General features: G+C 36.0%; 16 protein-coding genes. 5 read left to right on the forward strand and 11 right to left on the reverse strand.

Features of this window, described 5'->3' with window-relative positions; genetic code table 11:
• Positions 1 to 188: 188 nt before the first annotated feature.
• From bamD to BLT30_RS10860, 5 genes are all read left to right on the forward strand, one after another.
• Positions 189 to 1,181, forward strand: a complete 993-nt coding sequence (gene bamD, locus BLT30_RS10840) for an outer membrane protein assembly factor BamD (RefSeq protein WP_089873545.1) — start codon at positions 189 to 191, stop codon at positions 1,179 to 1,181.
• A gap of 35 nt (positions 1,182 to 1,216) precedes the next feature.
• Positions 1,217 to 1,540 carry a DNA-directed RNA polymerase subunit omega gene (locus BLT30_RS10845; protein ID WP_027383062.1) on the forward strand — a complete coding sequence of 108 codons (324 nt, stop codon included), beginning with the start codon at positions 1,217 to 1,219 and terminating at the stop codon, positions 1,538 to 1,540.
• Positions 1,541 to 1,643: 103 nt separating this feature from the next.
• Complete coding sequence (coaBC, locus tag BLT30_RS10850) at positions 1,644 to 2,846, forward strand: bifunctional phosphopantothenoylcysteine decarboxylase/phosphopantothenate--cysteine ligase CoaBC (protein WP_089873546.1); 1,203 nt, start codon at positions 1,644 to 1,646, stop codon at positions 2,844 to 2,846.
• 83 nt (positions 2,847 to 2,929) lie between these two features.
• Positions 2,930 to 3,835, forward strand: coding sequence for a type IX secretion system protein PorD (gene porD / locus BLT30_RS10855; protein WP_089873547.1), 906 nt, complete (start codon positions 2,930 to 2,932; stop codon positions 3,833 to 3,835).
• A 44-nt stretch (positions 3,836 to 3,879) separates the two neighbouring features.
• Positions 3,880 to 5,529, forward strand: coding sequence for a DNA repair protein RecN (locus BLT30_RS10860; protein WP_089873548.1), 1,650 nt, complete (start codon positions 3,880 to 3,882; stop codon positions 5,527 to 5,529).
• Here the strand turns inward: BLT30_RS10860 and BLT30_RS10865 are convergent.
• The 11 genes from BLT30_RS10865 to BLT30_RS10915 form a co-directional block, all read right to left on the reverse strand.
• Positions 5,510 to 7,033: a GH3 auxin-responsive promoter family protein gene (locus BLT30_RS10865; RefSeq protein ID WP_089873549.1), complete on the reverse strand. Its 1,524-nt coding sequence runs from the start codon at positions 7,031 to 7,033 to the stop codon at positions 5,510 to 5,512. The two genes, BLT30_RS10860 and BLT30_RS10865, sit on opposite strands and share 20 nt — an antisense overlap.
• A 62-nt stretch (positions 7,034 to 7,095) precedes the next feature.
• Positions 7,096 to 8,034, reverse strand: coding sequence for a helix-turn-helix transcriptional regulator (locus BLT30_RS10870; protein WP_089873550.1), 939 nt, complete (start codon positions 8,032 to 8,034; stop codon positions 7,096 to 7,098).
• Between the two features lie 385 nt (positions 8,035 to 8,419).
• Complete coding sequence (locus BLT30_RS10875; protein WP_089873551.1) at positions 8,420 to 9,157, reverse strand: hypothetical protein; 738 nt, start codon at positions 9,155 to 9,157, stop codon at positions 8,420 to 8,422.
• A 503-nt stretch (positions 9,158 to 9,660) separates the two neighbouring features.
• Positions 9,661 to 9,954 carry a hypothetical protein gene (locus BLT30_RS10880; protein WP_089873552.1) on the reverse strand — a complete coding sequence of 98 codons (294 nt, stop codon included), beginning with the start codon at positions 9,952 to 9,954 and terminating at the stop codon, positions 9,661 to 9,663.
• Between the two features lies 1 nt (position 9,955).
• Entirely contained in the window at positions 9,956 to 10,678 is a 723-nt protein-coding gene (locus tag BLT30_RS10885) for a zincin-like metallopeptidase toxin domain-containing protein (RefSeq protein WP_175487176.1), read from the reverse strand.
• 19 nt (positions 10,679 to 10,697) lie between these two features.
• On the reverse strand, positions 10,698 to 10,955 hold the full coding sequence (locus BLT30_RS10890) for a hypothetical protein (RefSeq protein WP_089873553.1): 258 nt from the start codon (positions 10,953 to 10,955) through the stop codon (positions 10,698 to 10,700).
• Positions 10,956 to 11,165: 210 nt separating this feature from the next.
• Entirely contained in the window at positions 11,166 to 11,423 is a 258-nt protein-coding gene (locus BLT30_RS10895) for a hypothetical protein (RefSeq protein WP_089873554.1), read from the reverse strand.
• Between the two features lie 3 nt (positions 11,424 to 11,426).
• A complete protein-coding gene (locus BLT30_RS10900; protein WP_089873555.1) occupies positions 11,427 to 12,134 on the reverse strand; it encodes an ADP-ribosyltransferase in 708 nt (235 codons plus the stop codon).
• 89 nt (positions 12,135 to 12,223) lie between these two features.
• Positions 12,224 to 12,649: a hypothetical protein gene (locus BLT30_RS10905; RefSeq protein ID WP_089873556.1), complete on the reverse strand. Its 426-nt coding sequence runs from the start codon at positions 12,647 to 12,649 to the stop codon at positions 12,224 to 12,226.
• A 7-nt stretch (positions 12,650 to 12,656) separates the two neighbouring features.
• On the reverse strand, positions 12,657 to 14,618 hold the full coding sequence (locus tag BLT30_RS10910) for a phage tail family protein (protein WP_089873557.1): 1,962 nt from the start codon (positions 14,616 to 14,618) through the stop codon (positions 12,657 to 12,659).
• Between the two features lie 72 nt (positions 14,619 to 14,690).
• Complete coding sequence (locus tag BLT30_RS10915) at positions 14,691 to 18,524, reverse strand: hypothetical protein (protein ID WP_089873558.1); 3,834 nt, start codon at positions 18,522 to 18,524, stop codon at positions 14,691 to 14,693.
• Positions 18,525 to 18,545: the final 21 nt, after the last annotated feature.

The raw sequence follows: 18,545 nt of genomic DNA on the forward strand, positions 1-18,545 counted from the left end.
TTAATTTTCCTGCAAAAATAAATTATTAGTATTTACTACAATCTATATTATGTAAAATTAATTTTATGAATAAAGTAAGCTATGTATTATAAACGTTAATCTTTCATAAAAAAAAGAGAATGATGAAAAAAGTTTTATTTTTGCAAATTAATTAGAATCAAGTAAGCAGAATTATTCTGTTCGGAATTATGAAGAAATATATCAGTTTAGTAGTATTATCTATGTTTTTGCTGTCTTGCAAAACTGAAATGGATCAGGCGATGAAGAGTGCCGACAAGGATTTTATCTTAAAGGTGGCGAATGAGAAATTTGCTAAGAAAAAATGGTCAGACGCTTTGGCTTTATATGACAGACTACCCAATCTTGTAGCGGGTACAGATGATGCTCCTAATGTAGTCTTCAATTCTGCATACGCCAATTATTATGACAAAAACTATAGATTGGCAGCTAACCAGTTCAAGAATTTTGCGATAAGCTTTCCTCAGGACCCAAGAAAAGAGGAGGCAGCTTACTTATCTGCGCTTTGTTATTATGAAGGATCTCTACAATACAATTTGGATCAGAGCAATACAGAATCTGCAATCACCGAACTACAAAGCTTCATCAATGATTACCCTGATTCTGAGCGTTCTAAGAATATCAATCAATTAATTGATGAATTAACTTACAAATTAGAGTTCAAGGCGTTTGAAAATGCTAAGCAGTATTTCAAAATGGGAGAATACAAAGCTGCTTCTGTTGCTTTCGAAAATGTTTTGGAAGATTTTCCTGCCACCAAGCTTAGACCAAAGATCTATGATATCTCTTTAAAGTCAAAATATGAACTGGCCGTCAATTCTGTTTATGAGTTGAAAAAAGAAAGATTAGACGCTGCGGCAGCCTATGCAAAAAGAGTAAGCACGGAACTCCCAAATTCTGAATATTCTAAAACAGCTGACGACCTCTACACAAAGCTAGAAGCAGAGAAAGTGAAGTTCGCTAAACTACAGGAAGAGGTAGAAAAAAGAAAAGCGGAGTACGAAGCTAAGGTTAAGAATGCTGAAGCTAAAGAAAATGAGAAAAAAGATCTAGCTCAGGAAAAAAATCAGCTAGAGATGCAAAAGGCAGCAGAGCAAACAAGAAGGGACAGCGCAAAGATTAATTCGCCTGAACCTCAAGCTACTTTCAAGTTTAAAAGATAATTAGTATATTTGCAATCCCAAAATAATTTCGCCATATGAGTGTTAAAGATACAAAAGCAGAAATAAGTACGATCACTTACGACAAAGACAAGATCGAAGAAAAAGTAGGTAGCATCTATGAAGCTATCGTGATCATGGGCAAAAGAGCGGAGCAGATCAATGCTGAGATCCGTTCTGAACTGCATGGCAAATTAGACGAATTCGCTGTTCACAATTCCACTTTGGAAGAAGTTTTCGAAAACAGAGAACAAATAGAGATCTCTAAACATTACGAAAAAATGCCAAAGCCTACTTCTATCGCCATCAAAGAATGGTTAGATGATGAAATATATTTTAGAAAAACAGAAGAAAGAAACTAATTCTGCTTATCAATAAAAGACAAAAACCGTCTCATTCTATAATGAGATGGTTTTTTTGTTAATAAAATTATTAATACTTTCGTTAATAAAAATCAAAGGCAAAATGAGCTTGCAAGGCAAAAAAATCATCTTGGGAATCACCGGAGGAATCGCCGCATATAAAATGAATTATCTTGTTCGGGACCTCATCAAAAACGGTGCAGAGGTAAAAGTTATCATGACAAGATCGGCTGAAGATTTCGTATCACCACTTACACTTTCTACACTTTCTAGAAATGAGGTTTTCACAGATTTCTATGACGAGAATAAAAATTGGAAAAATCATGTAGAATTGGCACTTTGGGCAGACATGATTCTGATTGCGCCTTGCACCGCTAACACATTGGCAAAGATAACCAGTGGAATCTGTGACAATTTTCTTATGGCAGTTTACATGTCGGCAAAATGTCCTGTTATTGTCGCTCCAGCTATGGACCTCGATATGTATGCGCACCCAACTGTAACAAGAAATCTACAAATTGCAGAAAGTTTTGGCCATCAGATCATCCCCGCAGAATTCGGTGAGTTAGCAAGCGGATTGATCGGACAAGGCAGATTAGCCGAGACTGAAACAATTTTAAAAGTTTTACAAGATCAATTTTCTGATGATGTATTAAGTTTTGCAGGAAAAAAATTCCTCATTACCGCTGGTCCTACTTATGAAAATATTGATCCGGTAAGGTTCATTGGAAACCATTCTTCTGGAAAGATGGGATTTGAAATTGCAAAAAAAGCAGCGAAAAAAGGAGCAGAAGTTATATTGATCTCCGGTCCATCCTCTGAAAAAGTGGATGATAAAAACATCACACTTCATAAAGTGACCTCAGCTCAGGAAATGTTTGACGAAGTCTTCAAATATTATGAAAATGTAGATATTGCAATAATGAGTGCAGCTGTTGCCGACTACACCCCAAAAGTAAAAGCAACAGAAAAAATAAAGAAAAGTGAAAACGAATTGACAATAGAACTGGTCAAGAACAAAGATATTCTCAAAACAATGGGAGAACAGAAATCTCATCAGTTTTTGGTTGGATTTGCATTGGAAACTCAGAATGAGGAAGAGAATGCAAAAGGGAAATTGATCAAGAAAAATCTCGACATGATCATCCTCAATTCTCTTCGGGACGAAGGTGCCGGTTTCGCGAATTCGACAAATAAGATCAAAATATTTACACCTACCGAGGAACATTCTTTCGATTTAAAATCAAAAGAAGAAGTTGCAAATGACATATTGAATTTTATTGAGCAAAAAATTGTAACAAAATAACCGAAATCACGTTATGTTCTTATCAGGATTTAGATTCTGAACTTTAACAAAGATTCCTTATTTTTACAGACACTTTTATAAGAATGAAAAAACTACTTTATATAATCTTTGCTTTATTCTTCGCTCAGACAGCATTTTCGCAAGAGCTTTTAGCAACGGTACAGATCAACAATCAACAAATCCAAGGAAGTAATACACAGGTTTTCAGAACACTCGAAAAATCTTTGCGCGATTTCATCAACAATACGAGTTGGACAGGGAAAAAACTTCAGAACTTCGAAAAGATCAAATGTAATTTTGCCATAGTCCTGTCTGAACGGACCGCAAACAATGCTTTCAAAGGAGCAATTGTCGTGCAGGCAACCAGACCTGTTTTCAATTCCCAATACGAATCGCCTCTGATCAATGTGAATGATACTAATTTTGCTTTCGAATACAATGAGAATGAGAACCTTATCTTCAACGAAAGACAATTCTCCGGGAAAAACCTTATCGATGTGATAAGTTTCTATGTTTATCTGATCTTGGGCTATGACGGAGACAGTTTCCAGTTGAAGGGTGGACAGCCTTGGTTTGATAAAGCTTTCAAGATCTCGCAGAACGCACAGAACCAAAACTATGCTGGCTGGAATGCCGTGGAAAGCCAAAGAAACAGAGGAGCACTGATAAGTGGTCTGCAAAATGAGAATACATCCACACTTAGAACCGTTTATTACAGCTATCACAGATCTGGACTGGACAATCTTGCAAAACAAGACCAAAACCCTGCGAAAAAAATTATCGCAGAATCTCTTATGCAGTTGAAATTCTATGATAATAATTTCCAGATGAATTACCCATTCGGCGTTTTCATGGAAACAAAAAGCACCGAGATCTTCAATATCTTCAATAGCGGACCTAATACGTCTGTGAACATCAGTGAGCTTAAAACCTTGATGAGTACCTTCTCTCCAAAAGACATTGATTCTAAATGGGATAAATGGAAATAGTTTTAAATGATCGATCAATTGTAGATTATTAATTATTTAAAACCATGCTTTCAAGAATTTTCATACAAAATTTTGCTTTGATCGATCGATTGGAAATCGATCTGAGAAACGGATTACAAGTCATTACCGGAGAAACCGGTGCTGGGAAATCAATTATTCTTGGAGCTCTTCGTCTGATCATGGGCGAAAGGGCGGATGTAAAATCTTTTGCGAAATCCGATGCTAAAAGTATTGTAGAAACCGAGTTCAAGATCAGCAAAAACTTCAGAGATTTCTTTGAGGAAAACGATCTGGATTTTGAAGAACAAACCATCATCAGAAGAGAGATCTTACCGAACGGAAAATCTCGCGCATTCATCAATGATGTCCCTGTAACGCTGGACATTCTGAAAGATTTGTCATCGAAACTGATCGATATCCATTCACAATTCGAAACGTCTGACCTTTTTACAGAGCAATTCCAATTTGGGATTCTTGATGGATTGGCAAAAAATAAAACTTTACTATCAGATTATCAAAAACATTTCACAAACCATCAGATCATAAAACGAGAAATCGAGCAACTGAGATCTGCTTTGGCAGAAAACAACAAGGAATCTGACTATAAAAATTTTCTGCTTGCCGAGCTAGAAGAAGCACAGCTGGACGATTTGGATTATGAGGAAATCCAAAATCAACTCAACACACAAGAAAATGCAGAACAGATCAGTGAAAATCTTTCGGAAGTCATCTCAAAACTGAATCAGGAAGATTTCGGGATATTATCAATTCTTTTCGATGTTAAAAATAAAGTCGCCAAACTCTCTGAACTATCTTCAGAGTATCAAGACCTCAGCCAAAGACTGGAAATTTCTTATCTGGAGCTGAAAGACATCAATACAGAAATTGAAAACAAAGCAGAAAGCCTAGAAATTGACCCTAGTCTTTTGCAAGCCTTATTGACAACGGTCAACCGATTGAATTCTTTATTTCTAAAGCACCAAGTGAATGACATCGATGGACTTCTGGAAATAAGAGGCGAGTTATCTGCAAGCCAAAATTCTCTCGAATCGATTGAAGGTCAAATTGAAGAAAAAGAGAAAAGCCTTAAACTTATTGAAAAAGAACTTGATTCTCTAAGCCGGAAATTATCCGAAAGCCGAAAGAACTTTTCAGGCAATCTGGAAACTCAAGCTAAAGAGATCTTTGCCCAATTAGGTCTGGAAAAAGCGATTCTTAAAATTGATCTATCAGATTCTCCATCATTCAATTTATTTGGGAAAAATAGTATCCAGATCTTGTTTCAGGCCAATTCTGGTTTTCCATTAAAGCCAATCCAAAGTGCCGTTTCCGGCGGAGAACGATCCAGAGTAATGCTCGCCATCAAAAAGATAATGGCCGAGAATAATGCGCTACCAACATTGATCTTGGATGAGATAGACACAGGAGTTTCCGGAAGAATTGCCGAAGAGATGGGAAAACTGATGAAGGAGATGGCACAAGACCTTCAGCTTATCGTGATCACACATCTTGCGCAGGTTGCAGCAAAGGGAAATGAGAATTACAAAGTGGTGAAATTCGATGAAAATGGAATTACCAAGACAACTATTGTGAAACTTTCCGAAGGTGAAAAACTGAACGAAATCGCACAATTGATATCAGGCTCAAAGATTACAGATGCGGCTATTTCCCAAGCTAGGGAATTGATTGGTTAAGTTCCAGCAATGGTTCGATGTACTGTCGGTCGTTGCTCAATCTTGGAACTTTGTTCTGTCCACCTAATTTTCCGCGACTTGCCATCCATTGATAAAATAGATTTGGCTTTGCAGAATGCACAATCGGGCATCTTAACGTAATATTATTATAGCGTTTTGCTTCGTAGTCAGAATTTAAAGTTTTGAGTGTTCTGTCAAACACTTCTGTGAATTCTTTAAGATCATTAGGTTGTTTGGTGAATTCGAAGATCCATTCGTGACAGCCTTTGCTTTCATTTGTCATGAAAACCGGAGCACCTGTGTAATCGGAAATACTTGCATCCAGATGTTCGCAAGCAATTTTAAGAGCCGTTTCCACATTATCTATCATCAGTTCTTCTCCAAAAGCATTGATGTAATGTTTGGTTCTACCCGAAATCTTAATTCTGTAAGGATGGATGGAGGTAAACTTCACAGTGTCTCCGATCAAGTAACGCCAAAGCCCTCCATTGGTGGTAATAACGACCGCATAATTTTTATCCAGTTCGACCTCCGAGATTGGAATCGCGTTCCTTACTCCGTCATAATATTGATCCATTGGAATGAACTCGTAGAAAATCCCGTAATCGAGCATCAGTAGCATCTCATCACTCCCCGCCTGATCCTGAATGGCGAAAAAACCTTCGGAGGCATTGTAGATCTCATAATAACGAATATCTTTCCCGATGATCTCTTTATACTGATTTTTATAAGGTTTGAAACTGATCCCGCCATGAAAGAAAACTTCCAGATTTGGCCAAAGTTCTCCGATATTGTTTTTCCCTGTCTCTTGCAATGTCCTTTGCAACAGAACCATCATCCAGCTCGGAACACCGGTAAGACTTCCCACGTCCTCGTTTTTCACTTCACCGATAATCGCTCTCATCTTGCTTTCCCATTCGGACATCAATGAGATCTTTTTACTTGGTGTATTGATGATCTCTACCCAGAAAGGCAGATTCTCAATCAGGATGGCGGACAGGTCCCCGAACTTGGTGTTAAAGTCCTGATACATCTCTGCACTTCCGCCCAGTCTGAGATTTTTGTGTTGGAAGAGCTCGCTCTCCGGGTGGTTGTTGACATAGAGAGCGACCATATCTTTGCCCGCCTTGTAATGACAATCTTCCAAACTTTCATCAGTAATTGGGATATATTTGCTTTTGGCATTGGTAGTTCCGGAAGATTTTGCAAACTGTCTGATCAATCCCGGCCAGAAAACATCTTTCTGACCTTGCCTTGCTTTTTCTATATAAGGCTCGAAATCCTCATAACAGACAATAGGAACTTTTTTTTGAAAGTCTCGGTAATTTGATATGGAACTGAAGCCATACTTCTGTCCATACTCTGTCTCCTCTGCATGGAAGAGTTGCGAGAACAAAAGACCCTCCTGAGTTTCCTTGGGATACTTTATAAAATAATCTATCTGATCTATCCGCTGAAGGATAAACCAATTGACGACAGAGTTAAAAAGTGCTTTAGTTGCCATTCTTCACAAATATAATAAATTTTGAGGATGGAAAACATGTTGATCATCTTAATAGAAAAATATCAGCTTTTTTCTTCTTCCACCGAGGATTCATCATATTGTTGAATAGATTTTTCCAGTGTTTCTTTTACCTTATTGATAAGACTTTTGGGCTCCATTACCTTTACCTGATTCCCAAATGACAGGATCTCCTGAATGAAATCATAGGTCGGATAAAGGTCGTATATGAAATACACCGATTTCTCTGTCTCTCTCTGGATCTTTTGCGAATGATGGAGCGGAGAACTTTTGAGATACTCTGCCTGTTCTTTTGTAGAGCGGATGATAATATTTTCTGGCTGTTCTTCCAGATTCATGATTCCGAAGGCGTTCTTGAAATGTTCTTTCAGATCAAATCTTTGCTGGAGTTTGAAGCCTGCTTTGCTCACCACCAGATCACTGATGCGGTCCAGTCCGAAAGCCTTAAGTTTCTCATCTTTGGTATCAAGGGCGATGAGATACCAACGGTCTTTGGACTCTTTGAGCGCCATGGGATGTACTTTTCTGGAACTGGTACTCTGATCCTTGTATTTGAAATGCTGAAACTCTATGATCCTCTTGTTCCTGATGGCGAAAAGGAGGTCATAGAAGTTCTGTATCCCTCTAGGTGTGCGGTTTTCAAGATAGACGAACTCTGCAAAGTCGGGTTGGGAGTTCACTGCGTTCATGATCTGGAAAGATTCTATGAGACGCTGGTTGTACTCGTCCACCTCCATCACGGGGCGGCTTTCTATATAATAACGGTTATCGCCTTTTTTCTTGTTATGGATATCAAAATTGAAAAGATTTGCTATGTCCTTGATATCCCTCTGCAATGTGCGGATGGAGTAGCTCACGATCTTGGCATCCTGAAACTCGAAGGAGTTGAGAAGGTAGCTCTCCAGCTCGGGATATGTGGCTGGCGAACGCTCCAGTCTTTTGATGATCAGAGAGTATCTGGTAAGGTAAAAATCTTTTTTCATTGATGGTTGTAGGAATATTTAGTTTTTAAATTCTGTTACACAAATATAAATTCTTAATGCGACAAAACTTGTCGTGTTTTCTTTTTGTGGATAAGTTTTGCTTATTAAAAATGATAAAGCACGGATCGGGATCCGTGCTATGTGCTGATGTCAAACTGCCATTGCCTAAAGTATCTCCGCCATCGGTAACTTTGTCAACGCCAAAGGTAAAAGCATAGTCGCCATCGGTCGTTTTGTCAAAGACATTGCTCATAGCATGTTCGCCAAAGGTAAAAGTATGACCGCCACCGCCAATAATATGGTCGCCAAGGGTAACTTTGAAATCTCCAATGGTAATAGTATGTCCGCCAATGGTCGTTCTGAGAGAGACGGCAGTCGTTCTATACTAGTTTCTACGAACTTTGAACTCCAGTCCATTTACCTGATCATATTGTGGACTACCTGCTCCGAATACGCTTTTTATATATTGCTTGACCTCTTTGGAAATCTGAACGAGCCCTGTCTGTTTGTGGTACAGTGTTTCGTTTCTGCTGATCATGGCATTGCTATTGGCCGTAAAGGCGTTTATAAGTTCTGTGTTTGCGGTTTTCATTTCTGTGAGCTTGGTCTGCAGAGTTGTGGTCTTCAGATCATCCTCGTTGGGTGCATAGGATTTGTTTTGGTTTAGTAATTCTATCAGGCTGGTAAAATGATCGATCAAACGATCGTAGGATTGCTGGGAAGTGGAAATCCCTCCGCCTGCGCCTTCCGATGTTGTGGGCGTTTCTGTGGATGTAGGTTTTTTGGAAGATGTACCCTGGATCTTTTTGTTGATGGCCTTTGCATCTTCTATTGCCAAAGCATCTGCGCCGGAAACAGCCAACGCATTGATGACCCTGGTGGAAAGAGACCTGAGGTCTGCAAAGGTATTTCGTCTGCTGTTGGTCGCATTGTCAAAGGTAGCCTTTTGTGTTTTGGCATCATCCAATTTGCTTTGTGCTTCCTGATACAGGAGTTGCAGTTGTGGAATCTTGAGGTTTTCTTTTGTTGGGTTGTAAGTTGTGCCATAGCTTTGGCAGAAAGAGATCAGATCTTGGAAGTTCGCAACGTTCTTTGCGTGCCCTGTTTCGTAAACTGGTGCCATAGTGTTTTGTGTTTTTAATTGTTTGTTATGACAAATGTAAAATTAATTTTAATCAGTAAGCGTTTTATTGTAAAAATATTATTGCTTACTTGGTATTTAACATAATATATTTCCCGTAATGACTGAAAACAGAAAAGCAGTGATTGATTGTCACTGCTTTTTACGGATGAGCATGAGCGAGATGCTTGCGCTAGCGGGGGGGGGGCATAATTATTATTTTTTTAATTATTTATTATAATAAATCTAAAAATTATTTTTAATTACATGTGTTTTTATTGTAAAAAATATTGAAAATTACATTATGTTAAATAAAATATTTTATTTTTTAAGCTAAGGATTATAGTAATGGAAAAGCAGTGATAGTTATCACTGCTTTTTTATGGTGGGCACGAGCGAGACGCTCGTGCTAGCGGGGGCTTTGCTTACCGTTTGGTAAGCTTCTGCAGTTTGAACTTTTACAAAATTATATTAAAAAAGCAGCCATTTCTGACTGCTAATATTGATTAATAATAATTCCCTTTATCATCTTTTTTTATCTCGTGAATTATCATATTGGCATTTTGATAATATAATGGTTCTCCCGTTTCATCGGAAATCGTTAGAAACTCCCAAGCATCAAAGACAGGTTCATCAATAGATACCGTCCATACAGGAGCCGTTTTTCCTTCAGGTCTAGATAATTCCTTTTTATCACTAAACCGAGCATTTTTAATACTTTCTTCGTTATAAAATTGTCCTTGCAAATCTTGTAATATTTTTTTTGTCTTTTCTAAAATTTGCTTTTCCGTATATTTCATTTTATTTAATTTTTAATTGGGTTAAACCGTATTCTTCTGTTCTAATTTCATTAATATACCTTAGCGATTCCTTCAACTCAGCCTTTGTCCATTTACCACGATTAGCAAGAATCTGTTTCCAAACATACATCTCTTTCTCCAATCTGTTAAATCCTTTGTAAGCTATATCTCCAACTTCTTCAAAATGTTTTAAGTGACACATTTCGTGAAAAGCCACGATTTCTGTACAGTCTTTAGTTAATATCATTTGTTTTGTTCCTGCGTGAAATAATCCCACTTTTGGAGTTTTGCTGGTTTTCATAAAAAACAATAACTCATCTAAAGATTTAAACTTGTCAATAGGCTTAAATAATTTAGCAATTGAATTAATATCACCATCTACAATCAATTGAATTCCTTTTTGCTTTAAAATTCCTCTTAATTTTCTAATCTGAGTTTCTTTTAAAATATTACCACCAAGATTCCCAATTCGTCGGGAAGCCATCCAATCTAATTCTTTTGCAGTTATATTAGCAATTTTTTCATATCTCGATAAAACTAATTCCTTATTCTTTAAAAACCAATCTGCGATTTTCTTCCAGATATCATCTACAAAGTTCTTTAGTTTTTGCCCGCCAACTTTAATGAGCTCAAATAATTCTATGAAGGCTTTGCTTACTGTGTGGTAAGCTTCTGCAGTTTGAACTTTTACAAATTTAGCAGTTTGGGAAACAAAAAAAGCCACATCTCTGTGGCTTAATCATTTAAATTAAAGGCTTTCCTTCTGCTTTCAATTTTAATTTTCTTAAATACTCATCATACTCTTCTTTTTCTTGTGGAGTTTTTATTTCATATTTAAGTTTTTGGATTTCTTTAAACAGGATATCATATTCGTCAAAGTATTTTTTATTTTTTTCAATATACAAATCCAGTTCTTCATCGGTGGGAAATCCTTTTGAAACAATAGGCTTTAACTCTTCCATTCTTTCTTGCTTCTGTTGCAATTCTAATTTTTTATCCATTCTATTTTTCTTTTAAAGTTATTTCAAATATTTTTTCAGTTTTTCCTGGAATTGGATGCTTTATTTTTATAACACTTTCTACAGTAAAAGTAGTATTTGATTTAAATAAAACTTCGGCTTCGTGTGGTAAAAGTGAAGCATCTTCAATTAATTTGCCATTTTTTCCATTAATTTAAAAAGATAAAGCTGCGCAAATGCAGCTTTATCTTTTTAAATTAATGGTTTTCCCTCCGATTTTAATTTTAATTTTCTTAAATATTCGTCATGCTCTTCTTTTTCTTGTGAAGACATTAGTCCGTACTCAAGCTGTTTTATCTGCTCATAAAGATTTTTACCCTCTTCATATAAGTTTTTATTTTTTTCTAAATAAGCATTTAATTCTTTATCTGTATTAAAAGTTTTTGATAAAATAGGTTCTATTTCTCTTAATCTTTTCTTTAATTTTTCTAATTCTTCTTTTGAATTCATAATTTATTTTTCTTTTAATATTATTTCTGTTATTTTTCTACCTAATTTAAAATTATATCCAGCGTTTACACTTTCTACAATAAAAGTCGTATTCGATTTAAATAAAACTTCACATTCATGTGGTAAAAGTGAAGCATCTTCAATTAATTTGCCATTTTTTCCCATCACTTTAATAATGACATTATCTGCAGGATTAACTGCCATCCAATCTAATAATACAACTTCTGAGTATGTTGTAGACATAAAGCCTTTCTCTGTAAAATCTTTTCCTACTTTGAAGAGATTTTTTATTTCCTGTTCTGTGAGCGACAAAGATCTTTGCAAAATTCCTTCATTATAAATTGATGGCGGTAGTTTTTCCAATGCTTTATCTAATACTTTTTGCATTGCTTGTAATTCCTTGGTCATTTTTTCTCCACCAATTCCCCGCAAAGCTCTGTTTAAAATTTTATATACATTTCCTGTATAAAATTTTATCATTGCTTCGTATTCTACTGTCATCCATAATGCAAAAACTCTGCGTTTATTTACTAACTTTATACATTCTAAGTAGTTAAAATTTTTCTGAAGAAGTTTTATGAATGCATAAATTTCATCTACTAATTCTTTTGTCTTGTTCTTCAAAAACCAATCTGCGATTTTCCTCCAAATATCTCTGACAAAATCCTGTAATTTTTGTCCGCCAACTTTAATGAGCTCAAATAAGTTCATCAATGCTTTGCTTACTGTTTGGTAAGCTTCTGCAGTTTGGACTTTGACAAATTTATATGAAAAAAGCAGTCATAAATGACTGCTAAAATTTATTCTGCTTTTCTAAACCCTGCCTTATCAATATATAATTTCTCAAGTTTTAAGATATCTTCTTCTGACAGCTTTATTTCGTTATCTTTATTTCTAAGAACATAATTTATGAAGTCTTTGTCTATTCTCATTGTCGGATATTTTTCTAAATAGGTAATAATATAATCTGGCCAGTACCATTTCCCATCTGTAGAAATTGAAATATAAGCTATAAAATAATCATCATCATAATTATCGGTATTAAAATTGGGGTCATTTGCATTCTCTACACATCCCATAAATGGCACGCAAAGCTCTCCTTTTTTTAAATATTCTATTACTTCTTTCCTATGAGGATTTTCTTTATTTCCATCTACAATTAAATCTTTTATGCTTACTGCATATTTGTCATTGTCGTGCTCTTTTATAAATCCAAAATATTTCATTTTATTATTATTTATTAAATTCTACAAATTTTCCTTTTTTATCAATTATAAATTCGCCTAAGTCATTTAGAGATATTCTATCTGTTGGAGCAATTACTTTTGTCTCTAATAGTTTTGCTAATTTTGAAGCAAAACCATTTTGCTTAACTCCCGTATGACAGGAAATTAGCCTTATCGGCTTTCCTTTCTCATAACCTTGTTCTAAAAGCATTTTAGCAAACTCTTCTGCTTTCAATTTTCTACCATTTATAATTATTCTGTCTGGTTCGCCGTGACATAAAACATTATAAAATTCATCTGTTGCCCTTTGTCTTAATTTTAGAAAATTTCTAAATGTTCTATCATCGTCTCCAAATTTAAACAACTTAGAAGACATCCAATCTACTGCATTTGCTGTTTTTCTATTCTTCAAAAACCAATCTGCGATTTTCTTCCAGATATCATTTACAAAGTTCTTTAGCTTTTGTCCGCCAACTTTAATAAGCTCAAATAATTCTATGAAGGCTTTGCTTACTGTGTGGTAAGCTTCTGCAGTTTGAACTTTTACAAATTTAGCAGTTTGGGAAATTGTTTTGCCAACTTCTTCATTTATTTTCACCAAAATCTCACCAACCTTTCCTAATTCTCCTATTTTAGCAACATGAGCAACGGGAATAAAGAATGTACCTATAAATGAGATAGTAAAGCCCGATATATAATAGATACGAACCCAGTTGATATCATTTGCATCTTTTCCTTTCAGATATTCTACCATATCTTTCATCCCTGCATCTACAGCATTTTTAAGGTTTTTCCAAACACTGCCATCTCTGAGTCCATCCCAGAAATTGTCTATCATTTCTAGTATCTGCTGAAAATCTTTGCTGATATCAAAAGGAGCTTCTAAAAGCATTCCTATAAACTTGAAAATAGATGAGACAAAATCTACCAATCCGTTCCAGACACCACAGATTAAAGCGATTGGCTGAGCAATACTGTCTGTTGCCATTTCCATCTCTGGCAACTCTAATATTTTAAAAATGTCCTCAATCTCGGTTTTTACATAGCTGTTATATTTGCCTACGAATGATTCTATAACCGCAAGCTGATTGAGGATGATATCATCTAACATCTTGAGCGTTATATCTGCAAGGTTAAAGCCTTTTTTATCTGTGAAAAGATTTTTGAGAATAGCTAATTTATCTGTGGATATACTTAGGTTTTCTATGATGTTTTCTTTATTAAAAGAATAGTTCTCGTTTTCTGTATCCCAGAATTCGTCTGGTATTTTTAAGGAGTCAAATTCTTCTCCAAGCTTATTTACAACCCAACCTAAAGCTTTACTTGGTGCTGATAATGCTATAAGCAGATATCTAAGTCCTGAGAAAAAACCCGCCGCAATACTTTTATCTGTAATATATCCATTAATAAAGAGTTCTTCAATAATGGGCTTATTAGCTTTGCTCAAATATTTCTGAACGGTATCTATGATATTACCATCAAAAAAAGAGCTGTACAATTTTCCTGTAGACGTATTCACATAAGTCTTTCTGATTTTCTCAGAAACTCTGCCAAATAATTTTTGTTCACTTAAAGAATCTGAATCGGTTTCTAAGAAAAAGATGATTTCGTCATCAGCAGGCTTTACCACTTCGTAACATTCTTTGACCTTGTTACCGTCTGTTGAGACGAATAATAATAGTTTAAAGATTAATTCTTCATTAGGGTTAATTTTGCTGTCCCTATTCTTATCAGAAAAAAAATCATATCTTTTAAAATCATACCCGTTTTTGGTTTCATCAATAGCATCAAGAATAAGATTGCTGTTTGCTTGCTGTAAGTTATCTGCATCGGGAAAATATTTTTTATAAATCTGCTCCGAGTTTTGATTATAAAATTTATACTCCACAAGCGGACTTACGAAATTCATTCCTCTTACGGTTTCGCCTTTCTGAATAGATGATTTTTGTTTATATAAAATTTGTGTCATTTCATCAATTTTAATAGTTAATAAAAAGGGCGGCTTAGAAAACCGCCCTTGTAATGGATTAAACAAAAAATACTATTCTAAAGCTTCTTTCAGATCATCTAAAGAAAGCTCTGACACAACCTTATCATCTTCTGTGGTCAACTGCAGAGAGTCTTCGTCCAATCCGATTTTAGCGACCTGCTTGTCGGCACCAGATTCTATCATTGCAGTGTTATTACTGAAATTACTTGCTGTAATGACTTCTTCCGGATTTTCAAACAACGCAGGGTCTTCTTTCGTGAATGGAAGTGCAGATGATACTGCTAAGCCAATACTCTGTGCCTGAAGAATGGTAAGCGATGTAGGAAGTCTTGTGATCCAAGGCTTGCCCTGAGCTTCTCCTTTGATATCTTTCAACTCATCTACGATAGAAAGGTACATTGGATCTCCAATTACTGGAACTTCTCCACCGTTCCACAATCTACCTGTTGCCATATAGAACTGAACTGCATCTTCGAAACCTGGACGAACGGTTACCACTACTCTCGCCATACCACTCTGCAAGAATGAACGGAACAATGGATCCATACTTTCTGATTGGTATAAAGCCTGCCAAGCTTCTTTTGCTCCCCAATAATAAGGATAAAAGTCATAGGACATGATATTCCATTCAAATGCCTGCTCCATAAATTTAGATAGCGAAGCATACTCATCCAGGTTTTTATTTTTAATGACTTCAAAGTTTTCTATATTCTCTTTGTCATATAGCTTGGTACCTAAAACTTTCGGATCTACCATGTAAGCGATACAATTATGCTTCAAGACATCTTGCTCTATCTGACGGTAGAAATTGGCATTGGTCTCTTTTATGTTTCCTGCTTTTGTCTCTTCTTCTGCTACTTCCTGATTATAATTTGCTAGAGCAGTTTCATAAGCTTCGATGATAGCATTGAAAGTTTTTTGTTGCCATGTAGTTTCCAGTTCTTTTGTTACTTCACATGTAATATTTAATGTTCCTTGAATAATTGGACTTTCTCCCGTCGCAAAAGAAAATTCAAGCTTATCTTTAACATTAAGGTCTTCAATAACACCATCAATTTGTGTTTTGTCAAATCCCGTTATCCATTTTGAGGTTACTCCTGCAACAGATATAAAACCTGCATGACCTCCTTTGAAACCGTGCGGCCATGTATCAAATAAATATCGTACCTCTGTTGCAATATATCCTTCGGGAATAATTACCTCACCATTCCCATTTACTAATTGAATGCTTCCACGATCTTGCCCATCAAATAGTGAATCCCTACCACTGAAAGATTTATTGACACTAAAGCTTTCCATTGGTTTTTCCTCTATTTCTACATTATAAATTCCTGTCCAATGCTTTAAGGTCGTATCTGATAACTTAGAGTAATCACTAAGATTAAGTATTCCTTCTTGTTTTCTAGGATCCACAGGTTTTTCAATCACTTTCCCATTCTTCAAAGAAGCAGTAGCTAAGGTGTGAATTTTTGCTGGTTGTGGTACCGCAAACTCAAACATCAATCTTTTGCCATAATCCCAGACCTGGTTTTTCATCAACTTATCAACCCATCTATAAACACCAACAACATGTTTGTCTCCTTTTCTATTGTCAAAACCATGAGAGTTGTTTTCCTCAAATTCTTCGATGATTTTCTCAATACGTTCCTGATGAACTTTGGTAACCACTCTGTCCAATGCTCTAGCAGTAACATCTTGTGCTTGGGTAACAGCTTGCCTCATGCTTTCTTCTTTGGAACGATGGTTGGCATAACTAGCTCCGATGTTTAAAGAAAATAATCCTCCTGGGCCTTTATATCCAGTCTGAACATTCACACCAACATCAGTTGCCTCCTGTTGCATTTTGGCAATTTCAGATTGCATCTCGAACCGGCTTGCTGTGGTTGTATCTGTCAGTTGTTCTCTCTCTGTATCAGAGGATGTGGTTTCTGTGACCTCGCTCCTACGTAATCTTCTTGTAGATTTTTCACGATATTCACGAGCCATGATATTCTCAATATTAGCCACTTCTCCTTCTACATAAGCGTGGGTTGTCTGTTCTACCTTAAGATAGTCTGCAATACCTAGTCTTTTGATTCCGAAACCTTTTGGGACGAAAGTGTTGTTTGTATTTATAGGTGTATTGGTGTTACCTGGATTTTCAGGTTCGTTTGGATTCTCGGGTTCATTTGGGTTGTTTATTATTAATGAAGCATCTCCTAAAAAATGCCCATTATTGCCACTCATAGGAACGCTCGTTTCTCTCCTCATAATAAAACTCATTTCATAATATTGCCCATCAGAAAGTTTAACTTTTCCTTGTATAAAAAATCCGCCTTGATTGACATCATTAACATGGAGAAAAGTTTCGTTATTAAAAAGGTAATAAGAACCATTAGCAATCTTGTCAAAATAGGTATCATCAACTTCTTTTGTAAGAGTATTAGTTTTATAATTAGCCTCTAAAATTTGAATAGATGGATCTTTAAAAGTAACCTGAACACTCATATAATTGGGAGCTCTCATTACAGTTTGTGCCGTAAAGCCCAAATTAGCCACTTTATTTGGCCAAGTATTAACCGGAATCAAGACACCACCAACACTTACAAACTCTTGTTTTTCAACCTCTGTGTTTTGATAGATTGTTTCATTCAACTCGGATAATTTTGCATTGATGGTCTCAAGAATCTCTTCAAAGTTCTGATTCTCATCTTCCGGAAGAACGAATTGGTCTTCTCCTATTGCAACAATATTCTCCTGCAATACCTCTCCACTATTCAGTCTTCCTGAAAGGTTTTCGGCCTCTGCATATTCTCCTATTAGGTTTACAAAAGACCTTAATGAAGTTTCTGATAACTTGCTTTGTAAAAAGCTGACATCCCTTTCTCTTCGGAACTCGAATTGGAACTCCGGTACTTCCGGTTTTGCCACTTGGCTCAAAGCTAACTTTTTAGCAGCTTCTGTCATTTCTTCTGTAAAAGTTGCTTCTACCTCCAACAATCCTTGATCATAATCATCATAAAGGGGCTTTATCAAATCCTGATAATCTTTAACCGCAAGATTATAAGCCTTGGAATATTGTTTTCTATAAATATTCTGAGCTTTGGTAAGGTCTTTTTTAAGGTCCTCTAATTGCACTTTTTCATAAGAAGCCAAAGCTACTTTCTGACGTTTCAGCATAGATTCCGTAGGAAAATATTGGACATCTACCGACGCATTACTATTGGCATTACCTCCACTAATATAATCCTGGGAACCAACCGCACTAGAACCGACCGTGAAAGCATTGGACTGGTTATCGCTAGGCATAGAAGCAGAATCCACGAAAAGGAAATCCGGAATTACAACTTTGGCGCTAGAGACTTCTTTCTCTTTTGCTTTCTTCTTTTTTGCATCAGCCTCTGTAGAAAAAACATCATAGTTATCTATATAATGTAATGTTTGTAACATTTGGGTCAGGAGTTCCTTTAAATAGAAATCTTCCTGTGTGAGGATCTGGTAGATTAGACTATCCCAAAGAAATGGCATATTTAGAGACTGGTTGTCAAACCCATTTACCTGCAAAGATGTCAATGATCCGCTTTCTACCAAAATTTTGGTCAAATCATAGAGGTCTAAAAAATGTTCTTTCAAATCTCCTTCTGTTCTATAAACCTTGGTAAAGTCGAAGTTGCCCGATTTGATCTTATCTGTCAGGAAGTCTATCTTGCTCTTTCCTGATTGTGCCCATTCTGTGCTATCAAGCATAGTATCAAAAATACCTTTGTGATCCTTGTACCTGAAGATGAATTTTGTATTACCTTCTGTTTTTGCAAGCTGAGGATTTCTAAGGCTTACAAATCTGAAAAGTGTTTGTGTAGCAGGGTTGGCTGCTGTTTCTGAGTTTGTATTGTTTTCTGTTGTCATTTTTTTTGTTTTTTTAATTGT

This window comes from Epilithonimonas hungarica, assembly GCF_900102265.1.
GTDB lineage: Bacteria > Bacteroidota > Bacteroidia > Flavobacteriales > Weeksellaceae > Epilithonimonas > Epilithonimonas hungarica.

Excerpts from the sequence above, each read along its gene's own strand:
- bamD (WP_089873545.1), top strand. The coding sequence starts at position 189 with ATGAAGAAATATATCAGTTTAGTAGTATTATCTATGTTTTTGCTGTCT.
- BLT30_RS10845 (WP_027383062.1), top strand. The coding sequence starts at position 1,217 with ATGAGTGTTAAAGATACAAAAGCAGAAATAAGTACGATCACTTACGAC.
- coaBC (WP_089873546.1), top strand. The coding sequence starts at position 1,644 with ATGAGCTTGCAAGGCAAAAAAATCATCTTGGGAATCACCGGAGGAATC.
- porD (WP_089873547.1), top strand. The coding sequence starts at position 2,930 with ATGAAAAAACTACTTTATATAATCTTTGCTTTATTCTTCGCTCAGACA.
- BLT30_RS10860 (WP_089873548.1), top strand. The coding sequence starts at position 3,880 with ATGCTTTCAAGAATTTTCATACAAAATTTTGCTTTGATCGATCGATTG.
- BLT30_RS10865 (WP_089873549.1), bottom strand. The coding sequence starts at position 7,033 with ATGGCAACTAAAGCACTTTTTAACTCTGTCGTCAATTGGTTTATCCTT.
- BLT30_RS10870 (WP_089873550.1), bottom strand. The coding sequence starts at position 8,034 with ATGAAAAAAGATTTTTACCTTACCAGATACTCTCTGATCATCAAAAGA.
- BLT30_RS10875 (WP_089873551.1), bottom strand. The coding sequence starts at position 9,157 with ATGGCACCAGTTTACGAAACAGGGCACGCAAAGAACGTTGCGAACTTC.
- BLT30_RS10880 (WP_089873552.1), bottom strand. The coding sequence starts at position 9,954 with ATGAAATATACGGAAAAGCAAATTTTAGAAAAGACAAAAAAAATATTA.
- BLT30_RS10890 (WP_089873553.1), bottom strand. The coding sequence starts at position 10,955 with ATGGATAAAAAATTAGAATTGCAACAGAAGCAAGAAAGAATGGAAGAG.
- BLT30_RS10895 (WP_089873554.1), bottom strand. The coding sequence starts at position 11,423 with ATGAATTCAAAAGAAGAATTAGAAAAATTAAAGAAAAGATTAAGAGAA.
- BLT30_RS10900 (WP_089873555.1), bottom strand. The coding sequence starts at position 12,134 with ATGAACTTATTTGAGCTCATTAAAGTTGGCGGACAAAAATTACAGGAT.
- BLT30_RS10905 (WP_089873556.1), bottom strand. The coding sequence starts at position 12,649 with ATGAAATATTTTGGATTTATAAAAGAGCACGACAATGACAAATATGCA.
- BLT30_RS10910 (WP_089873557.1), bottom strand. The coding sequence starts at position 14,618 with ATGACACAAATTTTATATAAACAAAAATCATCTATTCAGAAAGGCGAA.
- BLT30_RS10915 (WP_089873558.1), bottom strand. The coding sequence starts at position 18,524 with ATGACAACAGAAAACAATACAAACTCAGAAACAGCAGCCAACCCTGCT.